Genomic DNA, 19,021 nt, shown 5'->3' on the forward strand with positions numbered 1-19,021 from the left:
AACAGCCAGCAGAACCTCACTGGAGTCAAGGGATGCGTATGCGCACTATAGCGGGTCTGTGCCAGCTTGGCAAGAGGGCGCCGCGACAGCGCCACTTTCGAATGGTATAATGGCGGTCTGTCATCCAACCCGGCCGGTCACGCGACCCGCCGGGGTCTGTGCGTGGGCCGGACCGGAGGAGCCGTCGTCGTGGCATTCGAGAACATCATCCCGTTGCTTCACCAGGAGCCAGACCACCGCGCGCTCCTCGACGCCATCCGGCGGCTGAAGCCAGGCCGCGTTCTGGAGATCGAAGGTCCGCCCACCTCCGCGCGCCTCGCAATCCTCGCAGCGCTGATCGCCGAGGTGTCCCACCCGGTCCTGATCGTGACCGACCGGTTGGACAGCGCAGAGGAAGTCACCGCCGGGCTTGCGGAGTACCTGCCCGACGACCGCGATCCGACTCTGTGGCCGGTCTCCGAGACCCTGCCCTACGAATTGCTACCGGTCGATCGGTCCGTGAGCGCGCTGCGCGTCGAACTCTTGGCCAGGTTGGCGCGGCGGGAGCCGGTCCCGATCGTCGCACCCGCACGGGCCCTGACACAGCTCCTCAGCCCGCCGGCGGACGTGTCTGCTCAATCATGGCACCTCGCGGTGGGCGAGCGCCTGCGCTCCGATGCCTTCGTGGCCAGCCTGCTCGACGCCGGGTACGAAATGGTCCCGGTGGTCCAGGCCCCAGGCCAGGTCGGTCGCAGGGGCGGCATCATCGACGTCTTCCCACCCGTCGGCGACCACGCGCTCCGCATCGAGTTGTTCGGCGACGAGATCGATTCGCTACGCCTGATCGACCCGAACACCCAGCGCTCGGTCCGGCGCGTCGAGCACTACGACATCCTCCCGCCGCTGGAGGTCAGCCTGGCCCAGCGAGATGCGGCCCTCAGCGCGCTGCGGCAGATGGACACGACAACCCTGCGGCCCGAGGTGGCAGAGGAGTGGGAGCGATCGCTCCAGCGCTTGGAGCGCGGCCAGGTGACGGTCGGCCTCGAGTTGCTTGCCCCCTTGCTGTTGCCTGAGCCGGCCTCGTTGCTGGACTACCTCACCATGGGCGAGCACCTGTTGGTAGTGGTTGAGCCGGCGTCGGTCCAGCTCTCGATCACGCAGCTCGAAGCGCAGGCGGAGGAGCTACGGGACGCACTCGAGGACGCCGGGGAGCTGCCGTCCGGCATGCCCCGCCCGTACCTCGACTGGCAGGCCGTGGCCGACCGACTGAGCGGAGCCCGCCAGATCGCCTTCGGGCCGGTTCCGACGCACTGGTCCCCGCCGGTGGCGATCATCCCCGACGCGCGCCCGGTCTACGGGCGGGAATTGCCAGCCTACGCGGGACGCCTCGACGCGCTCGTCGCCGACGTGCGCGAGCGATTGGCGGACGGCTGGGCGGTCATCCTGGCCAGCGAGCAGAGTGGGCGGCTCACCGAGGTCCTGGAGGAACACGACATCTTCCCGCGCACGCGCAAGCGCCCCGCCGGGAACGGGCGGATCGCGCCGCCGCCGGAGCCGCCGACGCCGGGCACGGTCGAGGTGGTGTACAGCCGGCTCAACGGCGGCTGGGAACACGGCGGGATCAAGGTCCTCCTGCTGACCGATCGCGAGATGTTCGGCTACCGGCGGGTGGCAGCGCCCGCACCGCGCCGCCGTGCCGCCCGCCGCCCACCGCTCCTCCCGAGCCTCACGCCCGGGCAGTACGTGGTCCACGTTGAGCACGGCATCGCGCGCTACGGTGGCCTCGTCACCCTCGAAGTGAGCGGCGTCGAGCGGGAGTACCTGCTCCTCGAGTACGCGGCCAACGACCGGCTCTACCTGCCGGTGGACCAGATCGACCGGATCACCCCATACGAAGGCGCGGGGATCGAGCCGAAGCTCACGCGCCTCGGTTCGCCGGAGTGGGCACGTGTCAAGCAGCGCGTGCGCAGAGCCGTGCGCGAGATGGCGTTCGAGCTACTCCAGCTCTACGCCGCGCGTGAAGCCACCGAAGGCGTGGCCTTCGGCCCCGACACGGATTGGGACCGCGAGCTGGAGGAGTCCTTCCCGTACGTTGAGACGCCCGGCCAGTTGCAGGCGATCCGTGAGGTCAAGGCCGACATGGAGAAGCCACGGCCGATGGATCGCCTGGTCTGCGGCGATGTTGGCTACGGCAAGACCGAGGTGGCACTACGCGCTGCCTTCAAGGCGGTCAACAACGGCTATCAGGTCGCGATCCTGGTGCCCACCACGATCCTGGCGCTGCAGCACTACCACACATTCCGCTCCCGCCTGGCTCCTTTTCCGGTGCGGATTGAGATGCTCTCCCGGCTGCGGAGCCGGAAGGAGCAGACCCAGATCCTGCAGCAGCTCGAGCGTGGTGAGATCGACGTGATCATCGGAACCCACCGGCTGCTCCAGCGCGACGTGCGCTTCAAGAAACTGGGTCTGGTGATCATCGACGAGGAGCAGCGCTTCGGCGTGGCCCACAAGGAGCACTTCAAGCGCCTCCGCACCAACGTCGACGTGCTGACGATGACGGCGACGCCGATCCCGCGCACGCTCTACATGGCCCTGTCGGGGATCCGCGACCTGTCAGTTATCACCACGCCGCCGCAGGAGCGGACGCCGATCCGCACCTTCGTCACCGCGAGCAATGACTCACTGATCCGCGAGGCGATCCTGCGCGAGATCTCCCGAGGCGGGCAGGTCTACTTCGTACACAACCGTGTGCAGAGCATCTACCACGTGCTGGAGCGGCTGGAGAAGCTGGTGCCGGAGGCCCGCTTCGGCGTCGGCCATGGCCAGATGGATGAGGACGAACTCGAGCAGCTGATGCTCGCGTTCATGCAGCACGAGTTCGACGTCTTGGTCTGCACCACAATCATTGAGTCGGGCGTCGACATCCCGAACGTCAACACGATCATCATCGACCGCGCTCACCAGCTCGGACTGACCCAGCTCTACCAGCTCCGCGGGCGTGTCGGACGCAGCCACCACCGCGCCTACGCCTACGTGCTCTACGATGCCAACGTACCCCTCAGCGCCGAGGCAGTGGCCCGGCTCGAGGCGATCCAGGAGGCGACGGAGCTGGGCGCCGGCTTCCAGATCGCGTTGCGCGACCTGGAGATTCGCGGGGCGGGCAACGTGCTCGGCCCCGAGCAGAGCGGCCATGTGGCAGCCGTCGGCCTCGATCTCTACACCCGAATGCTGGCGACGGCGGTCGAGGAGATCAAGCAGGGTCGGCCGATCGAGGAGCCGGAGGCCGTCACGGTCGACCTCCCGATCGAGGCAACCATCCCTGAGAGCTACGTCGGCGACGAGGGCGTGCGCATCGACCTTTACCGGCGGCTGGCGGCCGTCCGGACCTACGCCGAACTGCGCGATCTGCAGGAGGAGATGATCGACCGCTTCGGCCCGATGCCCGACCCGCTACTCCGGCTCGTGGACCTCGCACGGCTGCGCATCCGCGCCAATGGGCTCGGCATCACCTCGATGGTGGAACGCGAGGGCGAGGTCTACATCCGGCCGGTGCTCGGGTCCCGGCTCAACCAGGCACAGCTTCGGCGCGAGCTCGGCGACGGGGTCTACGTCACCCCGAACCAGGTCCGCCTGGTCCTCTCCCGCTTACGCGTGAATGTCCGAGAGGCCGTGCAAGGGGTCCTGGACGCCGTCGAGGAGGCCGATGCGACCGTCCTCGCCGCGGCCGGATAGGCGCCCCGCCCGAGGGAGCGGCCCTCACCCCCGACCCTCTCCCAAGGTTGGGAGAGGAGAGCTACACAGGATCGACGGGCGAGGCTCTGCGGGACGGCTCATCCCTTGAGGAACGCCACGGTGACGCCGTCACCACCGGCATTCGGCTCGGCTGTCTCGAAGCGCTCCACCAGCGGATGACGCTGCAGCATCTCGTGCACCGCGGCGCGGAGGGCACCCGTTCCCTTGCCGTGGACGATCCGGACCCACGGTAGTGAGGCCCGCGCCGCCGCGTCGAGGTAGGTTTCCAGTTCCTCTTGAGCCTCGGCGACACGACGCCCGAGGAGGTTGATCTCCTGGTCCACCGACGGGGCGGCCGGCACGGTGACCCGCGTCGCCTGACGCGGGGCCGGGGCGGACCGAACACGCCGCAGCGCCGACACCGGCTGACGGACCTTGAAGGCGCCGACCTGCACGTCGGCCTCCTCGCCGCCGTCAGCAAACCCGACGATCTCCCCCTCCATTCCGAGCGAGGGGATCTCAACCATGTCGCCGACCCGTAGCGGCTCGGCGGGTGCCGTGCGTGGCCGACGACGCCGGGCGGCCTGTCGCACGCGCTCCTGCGCGCGGCGCAGCTCCTCGCCCAGCTCTTCCACGTCCTGCGACGCGGGCCTCTCGGCCGGGGTGATCGGGGTAGCCGGCGCCTCGGCACGAGCACGCAGCCGCCGCAGCAGGTCGCGCGCCTCTCGCAGCTCTTCCGCCAGCTCCGCCAGCGCGTCCTCCCGCGCGGCAGCACGGGCCTGCTCGGCTTCCCGCAGCGCCTCCTCAGCCTGCCGCCGGGCTCGCTCCGCCGCCCGCTGTTGGTCGCGCGCGGCCGCCAGCGCTTTCTCCGCCTCGGCGCGACGGCGCCGGATCTCGGTCAAGAGTTCGTCCGCCCGCTCGGTGCCGGGGGAAAGGTACGACCGCGCCGCCTCGATTACCTCGCGCGGCATCCCCAGCCGCTCGGCGATCGCCAGCGCGTTCGACTGCCCGGCAACCCCCAGGAGCAGCCGGTAGGTCGGCGAGAGGTTTCGCAGGTCGAACTCGACACTGGCGTTCTCCGTCCCCTCGGTCACGTACGCGAACGCCTTCAGTTCCGAGTAGTGGGTGGTGACCATTGCGATCACGCCGCGCTCGAGCAACGCGGAGATGATGGCGCGGGCCAGCGCCGAGCCCTCCTGCGGGTCGGTCCCGGCTCCAATCTCGTCGAGCAGCACCAGGCTGTCGGCATCCGCCGACCGGAGCATGGCGATGATCTTGGTGACGTGCGCGGAGAAGGTCGACAGGCTCTGCTCGATACTCTGCTCATCCCCGATGTCGGCATAGACGGCAGAAAAGACGCTCAGCGCCGAGCCATCCGCCGCGGGGATAAACAGGCCGGTCTGCGCCATCAGGGTCAGCAGCCCGACCGTCTTGAGCGCGACCGTCTTCCCGCCGGTGTTCGGCCCGGTCACGACCAGGATGCGGTACGTCTCTCCGATCCGCACGTCGATCGGGACCACCGTATCCGGGTCAAGCAGCGGGTGGCGCGCCTGCCGGAGGTCGATCCGGTGCCGCGGGTGTCCACCGGGTGCGCCCGGCCCGCTCGCCTCTACCAGAATCGGCTCGACGGCGCGCATGGAGAACGCCAGCCGCGCCTTCGCCAGCGCCAGGTCTATCGCAGCCACGGCCTCAACCGTTTGATCCAGGTCGTCGGCAGCCGCCGCGATCTGGTCCGACCGTGCCCGGAGGATGGCCTCGATCTCGTGCTCCTCGGCCATCTGCAGCTCACGCCAGCGGTTGTTCAACTCGACCACGGCCATCGGCTCGACGAACAGCGTCTGCCCGCTGGCCGAAGTGGCGTGGACCACCCCCGGTATCTGCGCTCGCCGGTCCGCGCGCACCGGGATAACGTATCGCCCCTCGCGCATCGTCACGATGGCGTCCTGGATCGCGCCGGCGTAGGCGGCGTCGGTCAGCATCCGGTTCAGGCGATCGAGCAGGCGACGGTGCGCGATTCGCACCTCGCGCCGGATCTCCGCCAGACGCTCGGACGCGGTGTCGAGGATCTCGCCGCGCGGCCCGACGGTCCTTCCCAGGTCGGCCTCCAGCCCCGCGAGGTCTGCGATGGCCTCCACGAATTCCGAGAGGTTCGGGTACAGCTCGTTCGCGTCTGGGATCTTGAAGAACGTGCGCCGCAGTTCACGCGCCGCCTGGATGGTGTCGAGCGCGTCGCGCAGGTCACCCGCCGACAAGAGCGACCCGCGGCGTGCCCGCTCCACGAGTGGTCGGATGTCGCGAACCCCGCCCACGGTAAAGGACGGGTAGGTGGTCAGGAGTGTCACCGCTTCCCGCGTGACGGCCAGCAGGTAGGCCACGCGCGACGCGTCGCCGGTCGGGCCGATCTCACGCGCCCGCTCAGCGGCGACGGAGTACTGGCAGCGTTGGGCGAGGAGTTCGAGTACGCGATCGAACTCGAGCTGCCTGGATGCTTCATAGCTCACGAATGTGATCCTCTAATTCAGTCAGGACGCAGAATCGGCGCGTCGGCGACGGGCGTCCACGACACCACAGCCGTGTACAGGTGCGGCGTCAGGCGCCGCGTATTCCCAGCGATCACCGACCCGTTCAAGTGTCGGGTTATCGCGGCGCGCCGGTCTCCCTCGGGCAGGTTCTGCACGCTCCAGTCCGCGAGCCGGACGGCGGTGGTCACGACCGTGGCACTGATCACCACCGACACCAGCACCACCACGAGCATCCCGAGCCGCCCCCCACGGTCGTTGCTGGCGAGGCGGCTGCGCAGGCGGCTCACCCGGAACGACCAGAGCAGCACGTAGAGCAGCGCACCCCCGACGACTACCAGCAGCAGGATGAAGGCCGTCACGGCGCCGATCCACGGCGACATCGGCCAGAAGAGATCCGTCAGGGTACGCCCGAGCGGCTGATAGAACACCGCCGCGGCCACGAGCCCGCCGTACAGCGAGATCAAGCCGATCACTGCCCGTGCGGGCCCCGCGAAAAATCCTAGCGAAAACACACCCAGGAAGACGAAGGTCATGACGATATCGACGACGTTCATCCTCGTCCCCTATCACTCCTCCGACGCAGCCGGCACCCACTTACGCCGCGGCTCACCGCCTGCCGCATCCCTCCGGGCCTCGTCTAGTTGACAAGAACAGATGTTCGCTCCTATAATGACACTAAGGTCGTGTCGTTCGCGCGTTCGGCCCGGAGATGAGGTGGAGGATGGGTAAGCCGCTCTCTCGACGACAGCAGATGATGCTCGAGTATATCGAGCGGTTCCTGGAGGAGAACACCTATCCTCCAACCATTCGCGAGATTCAGCGGGATCTTAATATTTCGTCCACCAGTGTTGTGGACTACAACCTCAACATCCTGGAGCAGCGGAATCTGATCCGCCGCAACCGCAACATCTCGCGCGGGATCGAACTGGTCAACCGTCCCGTACCGGTGCGCAATATCGTTCAGGTCCCGGTGATCGGGCAGATCGCCGCCGGTGAGCCGATTCCAGTCCTCGATGACATCGTGATCGACGAGACGACTGAGACCATCAACATCAGCAGCGATCTGATCGGCTCGCGCACCGATGGGCTCTTTGCGCTGCGGGTCAAGGGGATGTCGATGATCGACGCGCTCATCAACGACGGAGACATCGTCATCCTCCGCCATCAGCAGACCTGCGAGAACGGGGAGACGGTGGCGGTGTGGCTCCGAGCCGAGAAGGAGACGACCCTCAAGCGCTTCTATCACGAAGGCTCCCGCATTCGGTTGCAGCCCGCGAATGCCACGATGTCTCCAATCTATACTACGCCCGATAACGTCGAAATCCAGGGGAAATTGGTAACGGTCGTCCGCCCCTACTCGTAACCGCCGAACCGAGCGATTTCCCACGCCCACAACCCGGGGCGGCGCGATGCTCCCCCACGCATTGCGCTGCCGAGGCAGGCAGCACCGCTTCGTTCGACTCCCCTGACGGGTAATCCATTTCGAGTGCGGCGGCCCGAGCCGCCGCCTTGATACGGCGCGGGATGGTTACGCGGGTATGCGAACGGATCGCGCCTGTGATCAACGCCCTCCTCCGTACCGGGGGACAGGTAGTGCGAGGGTCCATGCGCCGTGGCGCGTGGCCGCGGATGGGTTGTGCAAAGGATCCCTCGGTGCTCGGTACCCCGGGGGTGGGTGGTGAGAGTCCCGCGATGTGGCGCGTGCGCGGGGGTAAACCCCCGGGCTGACAAGACGAAGCCCGCTGAAGCGGGCTGAAGGGCAATCGGCGTCGATGGTGCACCTCAGGTCCCGACCGCGTGGTTGGTGCCTGGGGTAAGTCCCCGGGCACGGGCCAGCTGGTGAACACCGTATCACCGGGCCGTGAGCCATGCCCCATCCTCAGCCGGCTTTAGCCGGCTTCCCTTGTTAGCCCGGGGGTTCACCCCCGGACACATGCCGGTGCAGCAGACCGAACGCAGGAGTTGGATTCGATCACCCCAGGGCACGTGCCGACCTGCGCCACGCCGCTAGTTCGGCGAGTGCCATGAGCCCCGTGCCCCACACCACCGCCGTGCCCCATCGTATTCGTCATACTTCATAGACTCCATACCGCCGGGGACGGGCGGCTGTACTCCGGTTGTCGTGCCCCTGGACCCGCTGGTAGCATCCGGCTGGGAACGTTGTCGGAGCGTAGGCTGCGCCGTGAGCATGACCCCCGAGCCAAACCGTGTCCTGATGCTGGGCACCTTCGGCTTCCGGCCGAAGGCGACGCTGCGTGCCCGCGCGCTTGGCATCGCTCAGGTACTGGTCGCCCGCGGCTGGTGGGCCGCGATCGGCACCACGCCCTGGGATTATCCCGACGACGCCGGCAAGCAATGGGAGGAGGACGGCGTCGAACTCCGCACGACCCGCACGACCCATCCGCTCCTCTGGCCGCTGGCTGTCCGCGAGATGCTCGGCTGGGCACGAGCCGACCGGCCGGGTCTGATCCACGTCTTCAAACCCAAGGGCTTCGGCGATCTGGCAGGGCGCCGGCTGCGGAGGTCACTGCCGGTGGTCATCGACATGGACGATTGGGAGGGGGACGGCGGCTGGAACGATACCGGCCTCTACGGCCCCGTCGAGCGCCGCCTGTTCGACTGGCAGGAGCGTACCTGGCCGCGGCAGGCCGCCGCGCTGACTGTCGCCAGCCGTATCCTGGAGCGGCGCGCCCGCGACCTCGGGGCGCCGCCGGAGCGGGTCTTCTACGTTCCCAACGGCCTCACCGCCGCCCGCTTCGCACAGCTCGCACCCGACGAGGATGCAGTCGCCCGTGCCCGTGCCAGCCTGCCCGGCGACGGGCCACGCATCCTCCTCTACACGCGCTTCGTCGAGTTCAACCCGGTTGCGCTCGTGACGGTGCTTGCGCGGGTACGTGAGGTACACCCGACCGCCACACTCGTGATCGCAGGTGCGTCAGCAGACGGCCGTCCGGAGGAAATCCTCGATCAGGCCGCCAAGGAGGCCGGCATCGGTTCCGCCATCACGCGCCTTGGCTGGGTACAAGCCACCGACATCGGCGCTATCGCCGCTGCGTGCGACGTCGCGGTCCATCCCTTTGACGACACGCCGCTGAATCGAGCCAAGAGTTCCGTCAAGTTACTGGAGCTGATGGCAACCGGCACAGCGGTCGTGACCACGCATGTCGGCGAGAACGCCCAGGTCATCCGGGACGGCGCGACCGGCGCGCTGGTGCCACCCGGCGACCCCGGAGCCCTGGCCGCGGCCGTCAGCGTGCTGCTGTCCCATCCCGAGCGGCGTCGCCAGATCGGCCAAGCCGCCCGCGCGTTCATCGGTGCCGAACTCCTCTGGGATCGCCTGGTCGAACGCGTCCTGGAAGCCTACGCCGTCGCGCTCGACGCGGGGAGCACCCGGACATGAACCGGCGCAGGCGTGTGCGGGTCGCGCGTCGGTGGGTCGCCGTCGCGCTCTGGGCGACGGTCATCTACATGCTCTCCGACCAATCGCGGATCCCGACCGCTCCGGGGCTCTCGACGCAGTTGACGGCCATCGCGGGGCACCTTATCGCCTACGGCATCCTCGGTTTTCTGCTCGCCGCGGCTCTGCAGGAGTCCGGCGCCGGCCCACGCCGCGCGGCTCGCCTGGCGCTCGTCCTGGCGGTGCTCTACGGGATCAGCGACGAGTGGCATCAGTCGTTCGTCCCTGGCCGCGACCCGTCGCTCGGCGACCTGCTTGCCGACGCTATCGGCGCCGCGCTCGGCGTCACGCTACATGCCGTCAGGATCACCACGGCACTGGTGCGCAGGCAACGCGCTGCGCGTCCCGATGGGTCACCGCCGCGCACGTCGTCCTGAGCCGATCAGAGGCACGCACCGCCACGCGGCCGACTGACCAGGCACGAGCCGGCCCGGCGGTGACTTTGGGGACGTTCGCGGGTACGGGTGGATCGTCACTCCAATTCCGCGTAGTACGAACGCGGGTTCGACGATTCCGTGCCTGCACGCTAGCTGGTATCATGCTACTCATAGATCAGGACCGCTGGATCTTGCCAGCACGCCAATCTCCCCTGAGGATCGGGGCCGAGAGGGGTGGCACAGGTAGGTTCCGGGGGCCGGCGGCATGACCGGCGTACGTAACGTGGGGAGGTCAGCGAGTGGACATCGGACGCGCGTTCACGTTCACGTTCCAGGACTCTCAGTGGATCAAGAAGGTCGCTATCGGGGGTCTCCTCGTCTTAATCCCCATCATCGGCTGGCTCTTCGTCAGCGGTTACTGGCTCCGGCTGGTCCGGCAGGTGGTGGAGAACGAGGACGTGCCGTTGCCCGAGTGGAATGACTTCGGCGGGGATCTTGTGCGCGGGCTCAAGTTTATCGTCGTCGCGTTCGTCTGGAGCATCCCGGCCGCTATCGTTTCACTGATGGCCTCCTTCAGCGGGAACGGCAACGACTTGAGCTCGACGAACCTGGGCCTTCAGTGTCTCATTACCATCCTTTCGTTGGGCGCCGCGTTCGTTCAGCCGCTCTTCGCCACCCGGGTGGCCCTCACCGAGGACATCGGCGCCGGGTTGCAGTTCGGCGCCATCTTCAACGAGATTCGGCCGGTGGCCACTTCGCTGCTGATCGTTCTGCTGATGTCGATCGTAATCGCCCTGCTGGCCATGGTCGGGGTGGTCCTCTGCATCATCGGCGTGATCTTCACGGTGTTCTTCGCCTACGTCGTTCAGGCGCACCTGTACGGCCAGGTTCGCCGTCAGCTTCAGGGTGATCCGACCGCCGCTATTCGCCCGCTCGCCTAGCGCGCATAGCGGCATTCCTCGTGCACGACGTCCGGCGCCCGCGCGGTGCGAGCGCCGGACCTCACCTCACGCCCCGGTGCCACCCAGGTCGTGACGGGAGTAGACAAGAAGGTTGACACTGATCGACTCAAGGTCGTATAATTGGGCGACCAACGGCGCTGACGTCATGACTCAGGGGTGGAGCTGAGGGTTCGATGGAGTTCAAGGACTACTACAAGATCCTCGGGGTCCCTCGGGACGCCGATGAGAAGACCATCAAGAGCGCGTACCGCAAGTTGGCGCGGAAGTACCACCCCGACGTCAACAAGGGGGATGCCAGCGCCGAGGAGCGCTTCAAGGAGATCAACGAGGCCTATCAGGTCTTGAGCGACCCCGAGAAGCGCGCCAAGTACGACCGCTTCGGCGCAGACTGGGAGCGCTACCAGCAGGCGGAGACGGCCGGCACCGGGACGGGTTCCGGCTGGACCGACTTCTCCGACTGGTTCACCGGTGGCCGGTGGTCCGGCGGGACGCGCCAGTCGAGCGAGAGCCCGTTCTCCGACTTCTTCGAGACGCTGTTCGGCGACACTATCGGCCGGGCGCGCTCGCGGGTCCGCCAGCAGCCGCAGCGCGGTCAGGACTACGAGTATCCGATCACCATTTCGCTGCGTGACGCCTACCACGGGACGACCCGCCGCTTCGAGGTGCAGATCCAGGAGCGCTGCCCCACCTGCGGCGGCACCGGCTTGAACGGCCAGGGCTTCTGCCCCACCTGTGGCGGCTCGGGCACGCTGAGTCGCACCAAGACGCTGGAGGTCAAGATCCCGGCCGGTGTGCGCGACGGCTCCCGCATCCGGGTGGCCGGCCAGGGCGGGCCTGGAGTCAACGGCGGTCCGAACGGCGACATCTACCTGCTCGTCTCGCTGGCGCCGCACCCGCGCTTCCAGGTCGATGGGCTGAACCTGCGTACTGAGGTTGAGGTACCGCTCTACACGGCCATTCTCGGCGGCGAGGTTATGGTGCCCACGCTTGACAACCCGGTGGTGCTCACCATCCCGCCCGAGACGCAGAACGGGCGCGTCTTCCGCCTGCGGGGCAAGGGCATGCCGGCCCTCAAGGGTGGCGGCAAGGGCGACCTGCTCGCCCGGGTCAAGGTCGTGCTCCCGACCGGGCTGAGCGACGAGGAGCGCGCTTTGTTCGAGCGCCTGCGCGACGCCCGCAAGGCCCGCGTCCACGCATAGCGGTAACAAGCCACGCCGTGAGCTCGGACAGCAGACGAAGCGCCGCCCAAGCCCTGCAAGTACCCCCCCTCTCCCTATGTTGGGAGAGGGGACGGGGGTAAGGGCCCGTCTCCCTGTCTGGGACTGGGCGAGCCTCCGGCCGACACCCACGCCAACCTGTTCTCAAACCCATCCCTGAGATATAGTTGGGCACGGTCCGCGGGCAACTGGTTCGCGGACCGTTGTGCGTGCCCGGACGGGAGGTCGGCGATGCCGGCAACGATCATCATTGGCGGCCAGTGGGGCGACGAGGGCAAGGGGAAGATCACGGACGCGCTCGCCGAGCGGGCGCAGATGGTGGTCCGCCCCAACGGCAGCACCAACGCCGGCCATACCGTCGTCACGGACCAGGGGGTCTTCAAGTTCCACCTGGTCCCCTCCGGGGTGCTGCACCCCGGCTGCGACTGCGTCATCGGTGCCGGGGTCGCGGTCGATCCGGTTCAACTCCTCAACGAGATCGACGCGCTGCGGGAGCGCGGGGTCGACCTGAGCCGGCTCTTCCTGAGCGACCGGGCCAACGTCATCTTCCCGTACCATCCAGCTCTCGACCGCGCCGAGGAAGAACGCCGCGCCACCCAGTCGATCGGCACCACCCTGCGCGGCAACGGACCCGCCTACAGCGATAAGGTCGGGCGTCGGGGCATCCGCGTGGCGGACCTCCTTGACGAGTCCGCGCTCCGTGACCGGCTCGAACTGATCGTGCCGGAAAAGCGCCTGCTGCTCGCCGGGTTCGACAACGGGGAGACGCTTGACGTCGCCGCGCTCGCGGAGCAGTACGCCGCGCTCGGCGAGCGCCTGGCACCGCTCGTTGTGCAGGCGGAGATGGTGGTGCAGGACGCCCTGGCCGCCGGGAAGCGGGTCATCGTCGAGAGCGCACAGGCCACGATGCTCGACGTCGACTACGGCACCTACCCGTACGTCACGTCGAGCATGCCGACCGCCGCAGGCGCCTGCCAGGGTGCGGGCATCGGCCCGACACAGGTCGATACGGTGATCGCCGTCTACAAGGCGTACACCACCCGTGTCGGCGGCGGGCCGTTCCCGACCGAGCTGCACGACGAGACGGGCCAGATGCTCCGTGACCGGGGTCACGAGTATGGGACCACCACGGGCCGGCCACGCCGCACGGGCTGGTTCGACGCCGTCGCCGGGCGCTACGCCGCCCGCCTGAACGGCGTCACTGAGGTCGCCGTCACCAAGCTCGATGTGCTCGACACGCTGCCGGAGGTGCGCATCTGCGTCGGCTACCGCCTCGACGGGGAGCCGATCGTGGCACCGCCCGCCGTGGCGTCGGTCTATGAGCGGGTCGAGCCTGTCTACGAGGTGCTGCCCGGCTGGCAGGCAGACACGTCGAGCGCCACGAGCGTCGATGATCTGCCGCCCAACGCCCGCCGCTACCTGGAGCGGATCGAGGAGTTGCTGGGCGTGCCGGTGACGATGGTCGGGGTCGGTCCGGGTCGCCAGCAACTGCTCCATCGCCAGGCTGGGGCGGCCGTTTAGCGCGACACCGCCGCGTTGACACCTCGCGCGCGCGTTCGTACGATCCGCGCAGACACGGGTTCCGGTGCGCCGGCGACGGACCGGCCGCTGAGTGCGCTTTCGCGCATCGGCCGGACCGCCGACCTGGTGACTGGACCCACATGTCTCGGTAGCGCCCGGCGGGTGCCCGAGACCGTCCACCGGAGGACCGCTACCCTATCGGCAAGGCAGAGGAGCGCGGCGTGCTGAACGCACAGCAGATCCAGGAGATCATCCCCCACCGGTTCCCGTTCCTGCTCGTCGATCGCATCATCGAGGTCGAGTGGGGCCGACGCGCGGTCGGGATCAAGAATGTCAGCATGGGGGAACCGTTCTTCCAGGGACACTTCCCCGGCTACCCGGTCATGCCCGGTGTGCTGATCATCGAAGCCCTGGCGCAGGTGGGGGCCGTGGCGCTGCTCGGCAGCGAGGAGTTCCGCGGCAAGATGGCCCTCTTCGCCGGGATCGACAACGTGCGCTTCAAGCGGCAGGTCGTCCCGGGCGACACGCTGCGCCTTGAGGTTGAGATGGGCAAGATGCGCCGCGGGGTCGGCACCGGCACCGCCGTCGCCACGGTCGACGGCGAACTCGCGGCCCGCGGCGAGTTGATGTTCGCGGTGGTCGATGCGCCCACGGGCACGTAGTCACCGGCTGCGCGAGCACGCCGTCGGCGCCGGGGCACGCCTGGCGGGGCGGTTGGCGCGTCCCCGGCACATCCCGGAACCACCCGAGCCCGGCACCGCGCCGCGCATCCTGGTGGTCAAACCCTGTTGCCTTGGTGACGTGCTGATGGCCACGCCTGCGCTCCGCGCGCTTGCCACACACTACCCGGGTGCGGAGATCGACGTCGTCACCACCGACTGGTCGGCGCCCGCGCTCGCGGGGAACCCACATGTAGCGCGCATCATCCCGTACCCGAATCGCCTCCCGATGGTGGGACTCCACTTCCTCGCCCGCACACTGCGCCGCACGGGCTACGACCTGGGAATCGGGCTCGATCCCTCGCCGCTCGTCAACGTGCTCCTCTGGCGCTCGGGCATCCCGGTCCGCGCTGGGATCGACAGCGCCGGTCGCGGCATCGGCCTGACCCATCCGGTCACGCCCGACCCTGCTCTGCACGAGACGGAGGCGTACCTTGCCGTACTGGCGGCGATCGGTGTGCCGCCCGCAGGGACCGAGCCGGAGTACCACCCCTCCGCCGAAGCCCGGCGCTCCGCCGCGGTGATCATTCCGGATGACGCGCCTCCCACGGTCGTCATCCACCCCGGCGGCGCGGTGAACCCGGGGACCGCCATGCCCGCCAAGCGCTGGCCGCCCGAGCGCTTCGCCGCTCTCGCGGACCGGCTCGCGGGGGAGGCCGGGGCGCGCGTGATCCTGGCCGGGGCCAGCTCCGACCGCGCGGTGGTCGCGGCGGTTGTCCGCCGGACCCAGGCACCCGTGGTGAACCTCTGCGGGCGGCTGACGCTTGACGAGTTGGCTGCGGTCGCCGAGCGGGCTGCGCTCTACGTCGGCAACGATAGCGGTACCAGCCACCTGGCAGCGGCGGTGGGTACCCCTACGGTGACGATCTTCGGACCCACCAACCCCGGCCGCTACCGCCCGCTCGGTCCACACGCGCGAGTATGCGCACCGCCCGAGAGCTGGAAGGGTGCAGTGATCGATCTTCGCCACGAGCGCGGGGACGGCCCCTCGGTCGAATCGGTCACGGTCGACATGGTCGCCGCAGCCTGCCTTGAGGTGCTGGGCGCGGCGGGCAAGGGGGCCGCATGATCCTCCATCGCCTGCGCGATGCCGGCCTGGCGATCGCCTCGCGCGCGCCAGTGACGCCGGCCGTGCCGCGTTCCTATGAGATATTGCTGCTGCGGCCGGACCACCTGGGGGATCTGCTCTTCGTCACCCCGGCACTGCGCCGCCTACGGAAGGCGCTGCCGGAGGCCACCATCACTGCGGTCGTGGGCCCCTGGGCCGCACCGGTGCTGGCAGGCAACCCCGACATCGACAAGGTGCTCACGCTGCCGTTCCCCGGCTTCACGCGCCGCCCCTTAAGCCGCCTGCAGCCGTATCGGCTGCTCCAGCAGTGGGCCGCGCTGATCCGCGAGCGGGCGCCCGCGGCGGTCGTGGTTCTACGCGACGACCACTGGTGGGGTGCACTCCTGGCCCAGCGCGCCGGGGTTCCGCTGCGCATCGGGGCCGACCACCCGGCAGTGAGGCGCTATTTGACCCACGCCATCCCGCTGCGTGAGCCGCACTGGGTCCAGCGCAACGCCGCCCTGCTCGACGCGACCGCCCGCATCCTCGGTGGCACCCCACCGGACGAGCCGGTCACGCCGGCCACCGCGCCGCTACGCCTGCCATCGGTAGCGAGCGAGTCGGCTGCCATTACGCTCGCCGGGGCGGGGATCGCCGGGTCGTATCTGGCCGTCATCCCCGGCGCCGGAGCACGCGTCAAGCACTGGCTCCCGGACCGCTGGGCGACCGTCGCCACGACACTTGCGCGCGAGCTTGGTTGTATGGTGGTCCTTACCGGGAGCATGAGCGAGGCGGCGATGATCGACCAGATCCGGGCACGTATCCAGGCGCCGGCCGCCTCCCTCGCCGGGCAGACCGACCTCCCGACGCTCACCGCCGTACTGCAGGGTGCACGCTTGGCGGTCGGGGTGGATTGCGGACCAATGCACCTCGCCGTCGCCGCCGGGACACCGACGGTCCACCTCTTTGGCCCGAGTTCCGCCGCACAGTTCGGCCCCTGGGGTAATCCGGCGCGCCACCGCGTGGTGAGCGCCGGATGGTGCTGCTCCCGCTGTGGCGACCTCTCGCCGGAGCGGCCCGAGGGCGCGGGGTGCATGGTGGCGATCACCGCGGACGCGGTCCTGGCAGCCGCGCGAGAGGTGCTGGCCGATGGCTGAGTCGCGGCCGTTGACGATCGGGATCGACGCCAGCCGCGTCAGCGAGCGCCAAACCGGCACCGAGCGGTACTCGCGCCACATCATCGAGGCGCTGACGGCCGCCGGGCCGCACCACCGCTACCGGCTGTACCGCAACGCGACCGAGCCGATTCCGCTGCGCGTTCCCGCCGGGACCGAGCAGCGCCTGATTCCCTTCCCGCGTCTCTGGACACACCTGCGGCTCTCAGCCGAGTTGGCGCGGCACCGGGTGGACGCGCTCTTCGTCCCGGCGCACGTCATCCCGCCGGTACACCCGCGCGCCAGCGTGGTCACCATCCATGACCTCGGCTACCTGTACGAAGCCGATGCACACACGCCCTCGGCGCGACGCTACCTGGACTGGTCCACCCGCTGGAGCGCCCGCGTCGCCGCCCGTGTCATCGCGATCTCTCGCGCCACGCGCGACGACCTCATCCGGCACTACCACGTGCCGGCGGAGAAGATTGGCGTCATCCCGCACGGCATCGACGAGACGTTTACACCGCGCCCGCCGGACGAAGTCGACCGCTGGCTTGCCAATCTGGGACTGCGCCGCCCCTATCTGCTCTATGTCGGCACGCTGCAACCGCGGAAGAATCTTGCCCGGCTCATCGCGGCTTTCGACCGGCTGGCGGCCGAACACCCGGATCTGCGTCTGGTGCTGGCGGGGAAGCGTGGGTGGCTGGCGGAGGAGATCGACGCCGCGCTCGCCCGCAGCCCGAACCGCAGCCGCATCGACCTGCCCGGCCACGTGCCCGACGCCGCGCTCCCGGCGCTCTACACGGGCTGCGAGGCCCTGGCGCTCCCGTCGCTCTACGAGGGCTTCGGCCTGCCGGTCCTCGAGGCCATGGCCTGCGGCGCACCGGTGGTGATTTCGAACCGCGGGGCGCTGCCGGAGGTCGGCGGCGACGCGGCGATCGTCGTCGACCCGCTCGACACGGACGCCATCGCCGCCGGGCTGGCTCGCGCGCTCGACCCTGCCGAGCGGGAGCGCCGGGTCGCGGCGGGACGCGCCCACGCCGCACGCTTCCGCTGGGACGATGCCGGTCGCGCCACGCTGGCAGTGATCGAGGAGGCCGTCGCCGTCACCGGGGGGAGCCATGGCCGTCGCTGACGTGGTTGCACCGCGCCGCATCCTGGTCGTCAAACTCGCCGACCTGGGCGACGCCGTGCTGGCGACGCCGGCCATCGACGCGCTGCGCCGCGCCTTCCCCACGGCCCGCATCGACGCGCTGACCACGCCTGCTGCCCGGGCGGTGCTCGCCCTGTGCCCCGCGGTCGACCGTACCATCGGTTTCCCCAAGGCGCTCTTCGATCGGCCCACCGACCTGGCACACCCCGGGCGGCTCGTCACAATGGCACGGCTGGCCGCACACCTGCGCGCGCAGCGCTACGACGCAGTCGTGTTGCTCCACCACCTGACAACCGGCTTCGGTGCGCTGAAGTTCCGCGCCCTGGCGCGGGCGACCGGCGCTCCGGTCGTCGCCGGGCTGGACAACGGGCGAGGGACGTTCCTCACCCACCGGGCGACCGACCTGGGATTCGGCGGACGGACAGAGTGGGAGTACGGCCTGGACATCGTCGCCGCGCTCGGGGTGCCCACCGACGGCGCCCGCGCGAACCTCGCGGTCCCGGATAGCGCCCGGGCGGCGGCCGACCGCCTCCTCGGGCAAGCTGGCATCGCGGAGCCGTTCATCGTCGTCCACCCGGGCGTCGGGTCGTATAGCCAGGCCCGTGCCTGGCCGGCCGACCGCTTCGCTGCCGTCGCGCGCGATCTCCGCGCTAGCACCGGTTTGCCGATCGTAGCGGTCGGCACACGGGACGAGGCGGCCGGCGCCGGACCACTGTTGGCGGAAGACGGGGTTGTCAACCTGCTCGGGCGGACCACGATCGCGGAGCTGGCGGCGGTGCTGGCACGCGCTGCCCTGGTCATCGGTGCGGACAGTGGCGTGGCGCATCTCACGGCCGCGCTCCGGCGCCCGACACTGGCCATCTTCGGCCCATCGAACCACGACGCCTGGCGCCCCATGGGTGCGGCCCTCCACTACGTGGGAACTCGTCCCTTCCCCGATGCCGGGGCACTGGTTGTGCGAGCGCCCATCCCGTGTGCGCCGTGCCTCTACACGGGCTACACTCTCGGGCAGCGGCAGGGGTGCACGCTACGGACCTGCCTCGACTGGGTTGCCGCAACCGAGGTCGTCGAGGCGGCGCTGCACATGCTCCGCAACTCGGGCGTAATTGACGCACCCGAGAAGCTACCGTAGAATCGCGATCATGCGCGCTGACTGTCGGCCGCGCGCGCAGGGAGTCGC

Annotated in this window: 14 protein-coding genes; 12 read left to right on the forward strand and 2 right to left on the reverse strand. The window is 69.2% G+C overall.

The features are described from left to right. Positions 1-189: 189 nt before the first annotated feature. The gene (gene mfd / locus STHE_RS08620; RefSeq protein ID WP_012872183.1) at positions 190-3,711 is read left to right on the forward strand and encodes a transcription-repair coupling factor; all 3,522 of its coding nucleotides are present in this window, start codon (positions 190-192) and stop codon (positions 3,709-3,711) included. Between the two features lie 98 nt (positions 3,712-3,809). On the opposite strand, the gene STHE_RS08625 is transcribed toward mfd, so the two are convergent. Further along, positions 3,810-6,212, reverse strand: a complete 2,403-nt coding sequence (locus tag STHE_RS08625) for an endonuclease MutS2 (RefSeq protein WP_012872184.1) — start codon at positions 6,210-6,212, stop codon at positions 3,810-3,812. A 17-nt stretch (positions 6,213-6,229) separates the two neighbouring features. Continuing rightward, positions 6,230-6,787 carry a CvpA family protein gene (locus STHE_RS08630; RefSeq protein WP_012872185.1) on the reverse strand — a complete coding sequence of 186 codons (558 nt, stop codon included), beginning with the start codon at positions 6,785-6,787 and terminating at the stop codon, positions 6,230-6,232. Positions 6,788-6,954: 167 nt separating this feature from the next. On the opposite strand from STHE_RS08630, the gene lexA reads away from it, so the two are divergent. The 11 genes from lexA (at position 6,955) to STHE_RS08685 (ending at position 18,973) form a co-directional block, all read left to right on the forward strand. Next, complete coding sequence (gene lexA, locus STHE_RS08635) at positions 6,955-7,596, forward strand: transcriptional repressor LexA (protein WP_012872186.1); 642 nt, start codon at positions 6,955-6,957, stop codon at positions 7,594-7,596. Positions 7,597-8,421: 825 nt separating this feature from the next. Beyond that, positions 8,422-9,633: a glycosyltransferase family 4 protein gene (locus tag STHE_RS08640; RefSeq protein ID WP_012872187.1), complete on the forward strand. Its 1,212-nt coding sequence runs from the start codon at positions 8,422-8,424 to the stop codon at positions 9,631-9,633. Further along, positions 9,630-10,067, forward strand: a complete 438-nt coding sequence (locus STHE_RS17945) for a VanZ family protein (protein WP_012872188.1) — start codon at positions 9,630-9,632, stop codon at positions 10,065-10,067. The genes STHE_RS08640 and STHE_RS17945 overlap by 4 nt, the downstream gene beginning before the upstream one ends. A gap of 299 nt (positions 10,068-10,366) precedes the next feature. Next, a complete protein-coding gene (locus tag STHE_RS17950) occupies positions 10,367-11,008 on the forward strand; it encodes a DUF4013 domain-containing protein (protein WP_012872189.1) in 642 nt (213 codons plus the stop codon). Positions 11,009-11,202: 194 nt separating this feature from the next. After that, entirely contained in the window at positions 11,203-12,228 is a 1,026-nt protein-coding gene (locus tag STHE_RS08655) for a DnaJ C-terminal domain-containing protein (protein WP_012872190.1), read from the forward strand. A gap of 249 nt (positions 12,229-12,477) precedes the next feature. Next, positions 12,478-13,767, forward strand: coding sequence for an adenylosuccinate synthase (locus STHE_RS08660; RefSeq protein ID WP_012872191.1), 1,290 nt, complete (start codon positions 12,478-12,480; stop codon positions 13,765-13,767). A gap of 221 nt (positions 13,768-13,988) precedes the next feature. Beyond that, the gene (fabZ, locus tag STHE_RS08665; protein ID WP_012872192.1) at positions 13,989-14,429 is read left to right on the forward strand and encodes a 3-hydroxyacyl-ACP dehydratase FabZ; all 441 of its coding nucleotides are present in this window, start codon (positions 13,989-13,991) and stop codon (positions 14,427-14,429) included. Beyond that, positions 14,410-15,555, forward strand: a complete 1,146-nt coding sequence (gene waaF / locus STHE_RS08670; protein ID WP_012872193.1) for a lipopolysaccharide heptosyltransferase II — start codon at positions 14,410-14,412, stop codon at positions 15,553-15,555. The genes fabZ and waaF overlap by 20 nt, the downstream gene beginning before the upstream one ends. Further along, positions 15,552-16,691 (forward strand): glycosyltransferase family 9 protein, encoded by a 1,140-nt coding sequence (locus STHE_RS08675; RefSeq protein WP_012872194.1) that lies wholly within the window; start codon positions 15,552-15,554, stop codon positions 16,689-16,691. Before waaF ends, STHE_RS08675 begins: the two co-directional genes overlap by 4 nt. After that, positions 16,684-17,823, forward strand: coding sequence for a glycosyltransferase family 4 protein (locus STHE_RS08680; RefSeq protein ID WP_012872195.1), 1,140 nt, complete (start codon positions 16,684-16,686; stop codon positions 17,821-17,823). The genes STHE_RS08675 and STHE_RS08680 overlap by 8 nt, the downstream gene beginning before the upstream one ends. After that, positions 17,810-18,973: a glycosyltransferase family 9 protein gene (locus tag STHE_RS08685; protein ID WP_012872196.1), complete on the forward strand. Its 1,164-nt coding sequence runs from the start codon at positions 17,810-17,812 to the stop codon at positions 18,971-18,973. The genes STHE_RS08680 and STHE_RS08685 overlap by 14 nt, the downstream gene beginning before the upstream one ends. The last annotated feature ends 48 nt before the right edge of the window (positions 18,974-19,021 follow it).

The sequence above is a fragment of the Sphaerobacter thermophilus DSM 20745 genome, from assembly GCF_000024985.1.
Lineage (GTDB): Bacteria > Chloroflexota > Chloroflexia > Thermomicrobiales > Thermomicrobiaceae > Sphaerobacter > Sphaerobacter thermophilus.

Excerpts from the sequence above, each read along its gene's own strand:
- STHE_RS08630 (WP_012872185.1), bottom strand. The coding sequence starts at position 6,787 with ATGAACGTCGTCGATATCGTCATGACCTTCGTCTTCCTGGGTGTGTTT.
- lexA (WP_012872186.1), top strand. The coding sequence starts at position 6,955 with ATGGGTAAGCCGCTCTCTCGACGACAGCAGATGATGCTCGAGTATATC.
- STHE_RS08640 (WP_012872187.1), top strand. The coding sequence starts at position 8,422 with ATGACCCCCGAGCCAAACCGTGTCCTGATGCTGGGCACCTTCGGCTTC.
- STHE_RS17945 (WP_012872188.1), top strand. The coding sequence starts at position 9,630 with ATGAACCGGCGCAGGCGTGTGCGGGTCGCGCGTCGGTGGGTCGCCGTC.
- STHE_RS08655 (WP_012872190.1), top strand. The coding sequence starts at position 11,203 with ATGGAGTTCAAGGACTACTACAAGATCCTCGGGGTCCCTCGGGACGCC.
- STHE_RS08660 (WP_012872191.1), top strand. The coding sequence starts at position 12,478 with ATGCCGGCAACGATCATCATTGGCGGCCAGTGGGGCGACGAGGGCAAG.
- waaF (WP_012872193.1), top strand. The coding sequence starts at position 14,410 with ATGCGCCCACGGGCACGTAGTCACCGGCTGCGCGAGCACGCCGTCGGC.
- STHE_RS08675 (WP_012872194.1), top strand. The coding sequence starts at position 15,552 with ATGATCCTCCATCGCCTGCGCGATGCCGGCCTGGCGATCGCCTCGCGC.
- STHE_RS08680 (WP_012872195.1), top strand. The coding sequence starts at position 16,684 with ATGGCTGAGTCGCGGCCGTTGACGATCGGGATCGACGCCAGCCGCGTC.
- STHE_RS08685 (WP_012872196.1), top strand. The coding sequence starts at position 17,810 with ATGGCCGTCGCTGACGTGGTTGCACCGCGCCGCATCCTGGTCGTCAAA.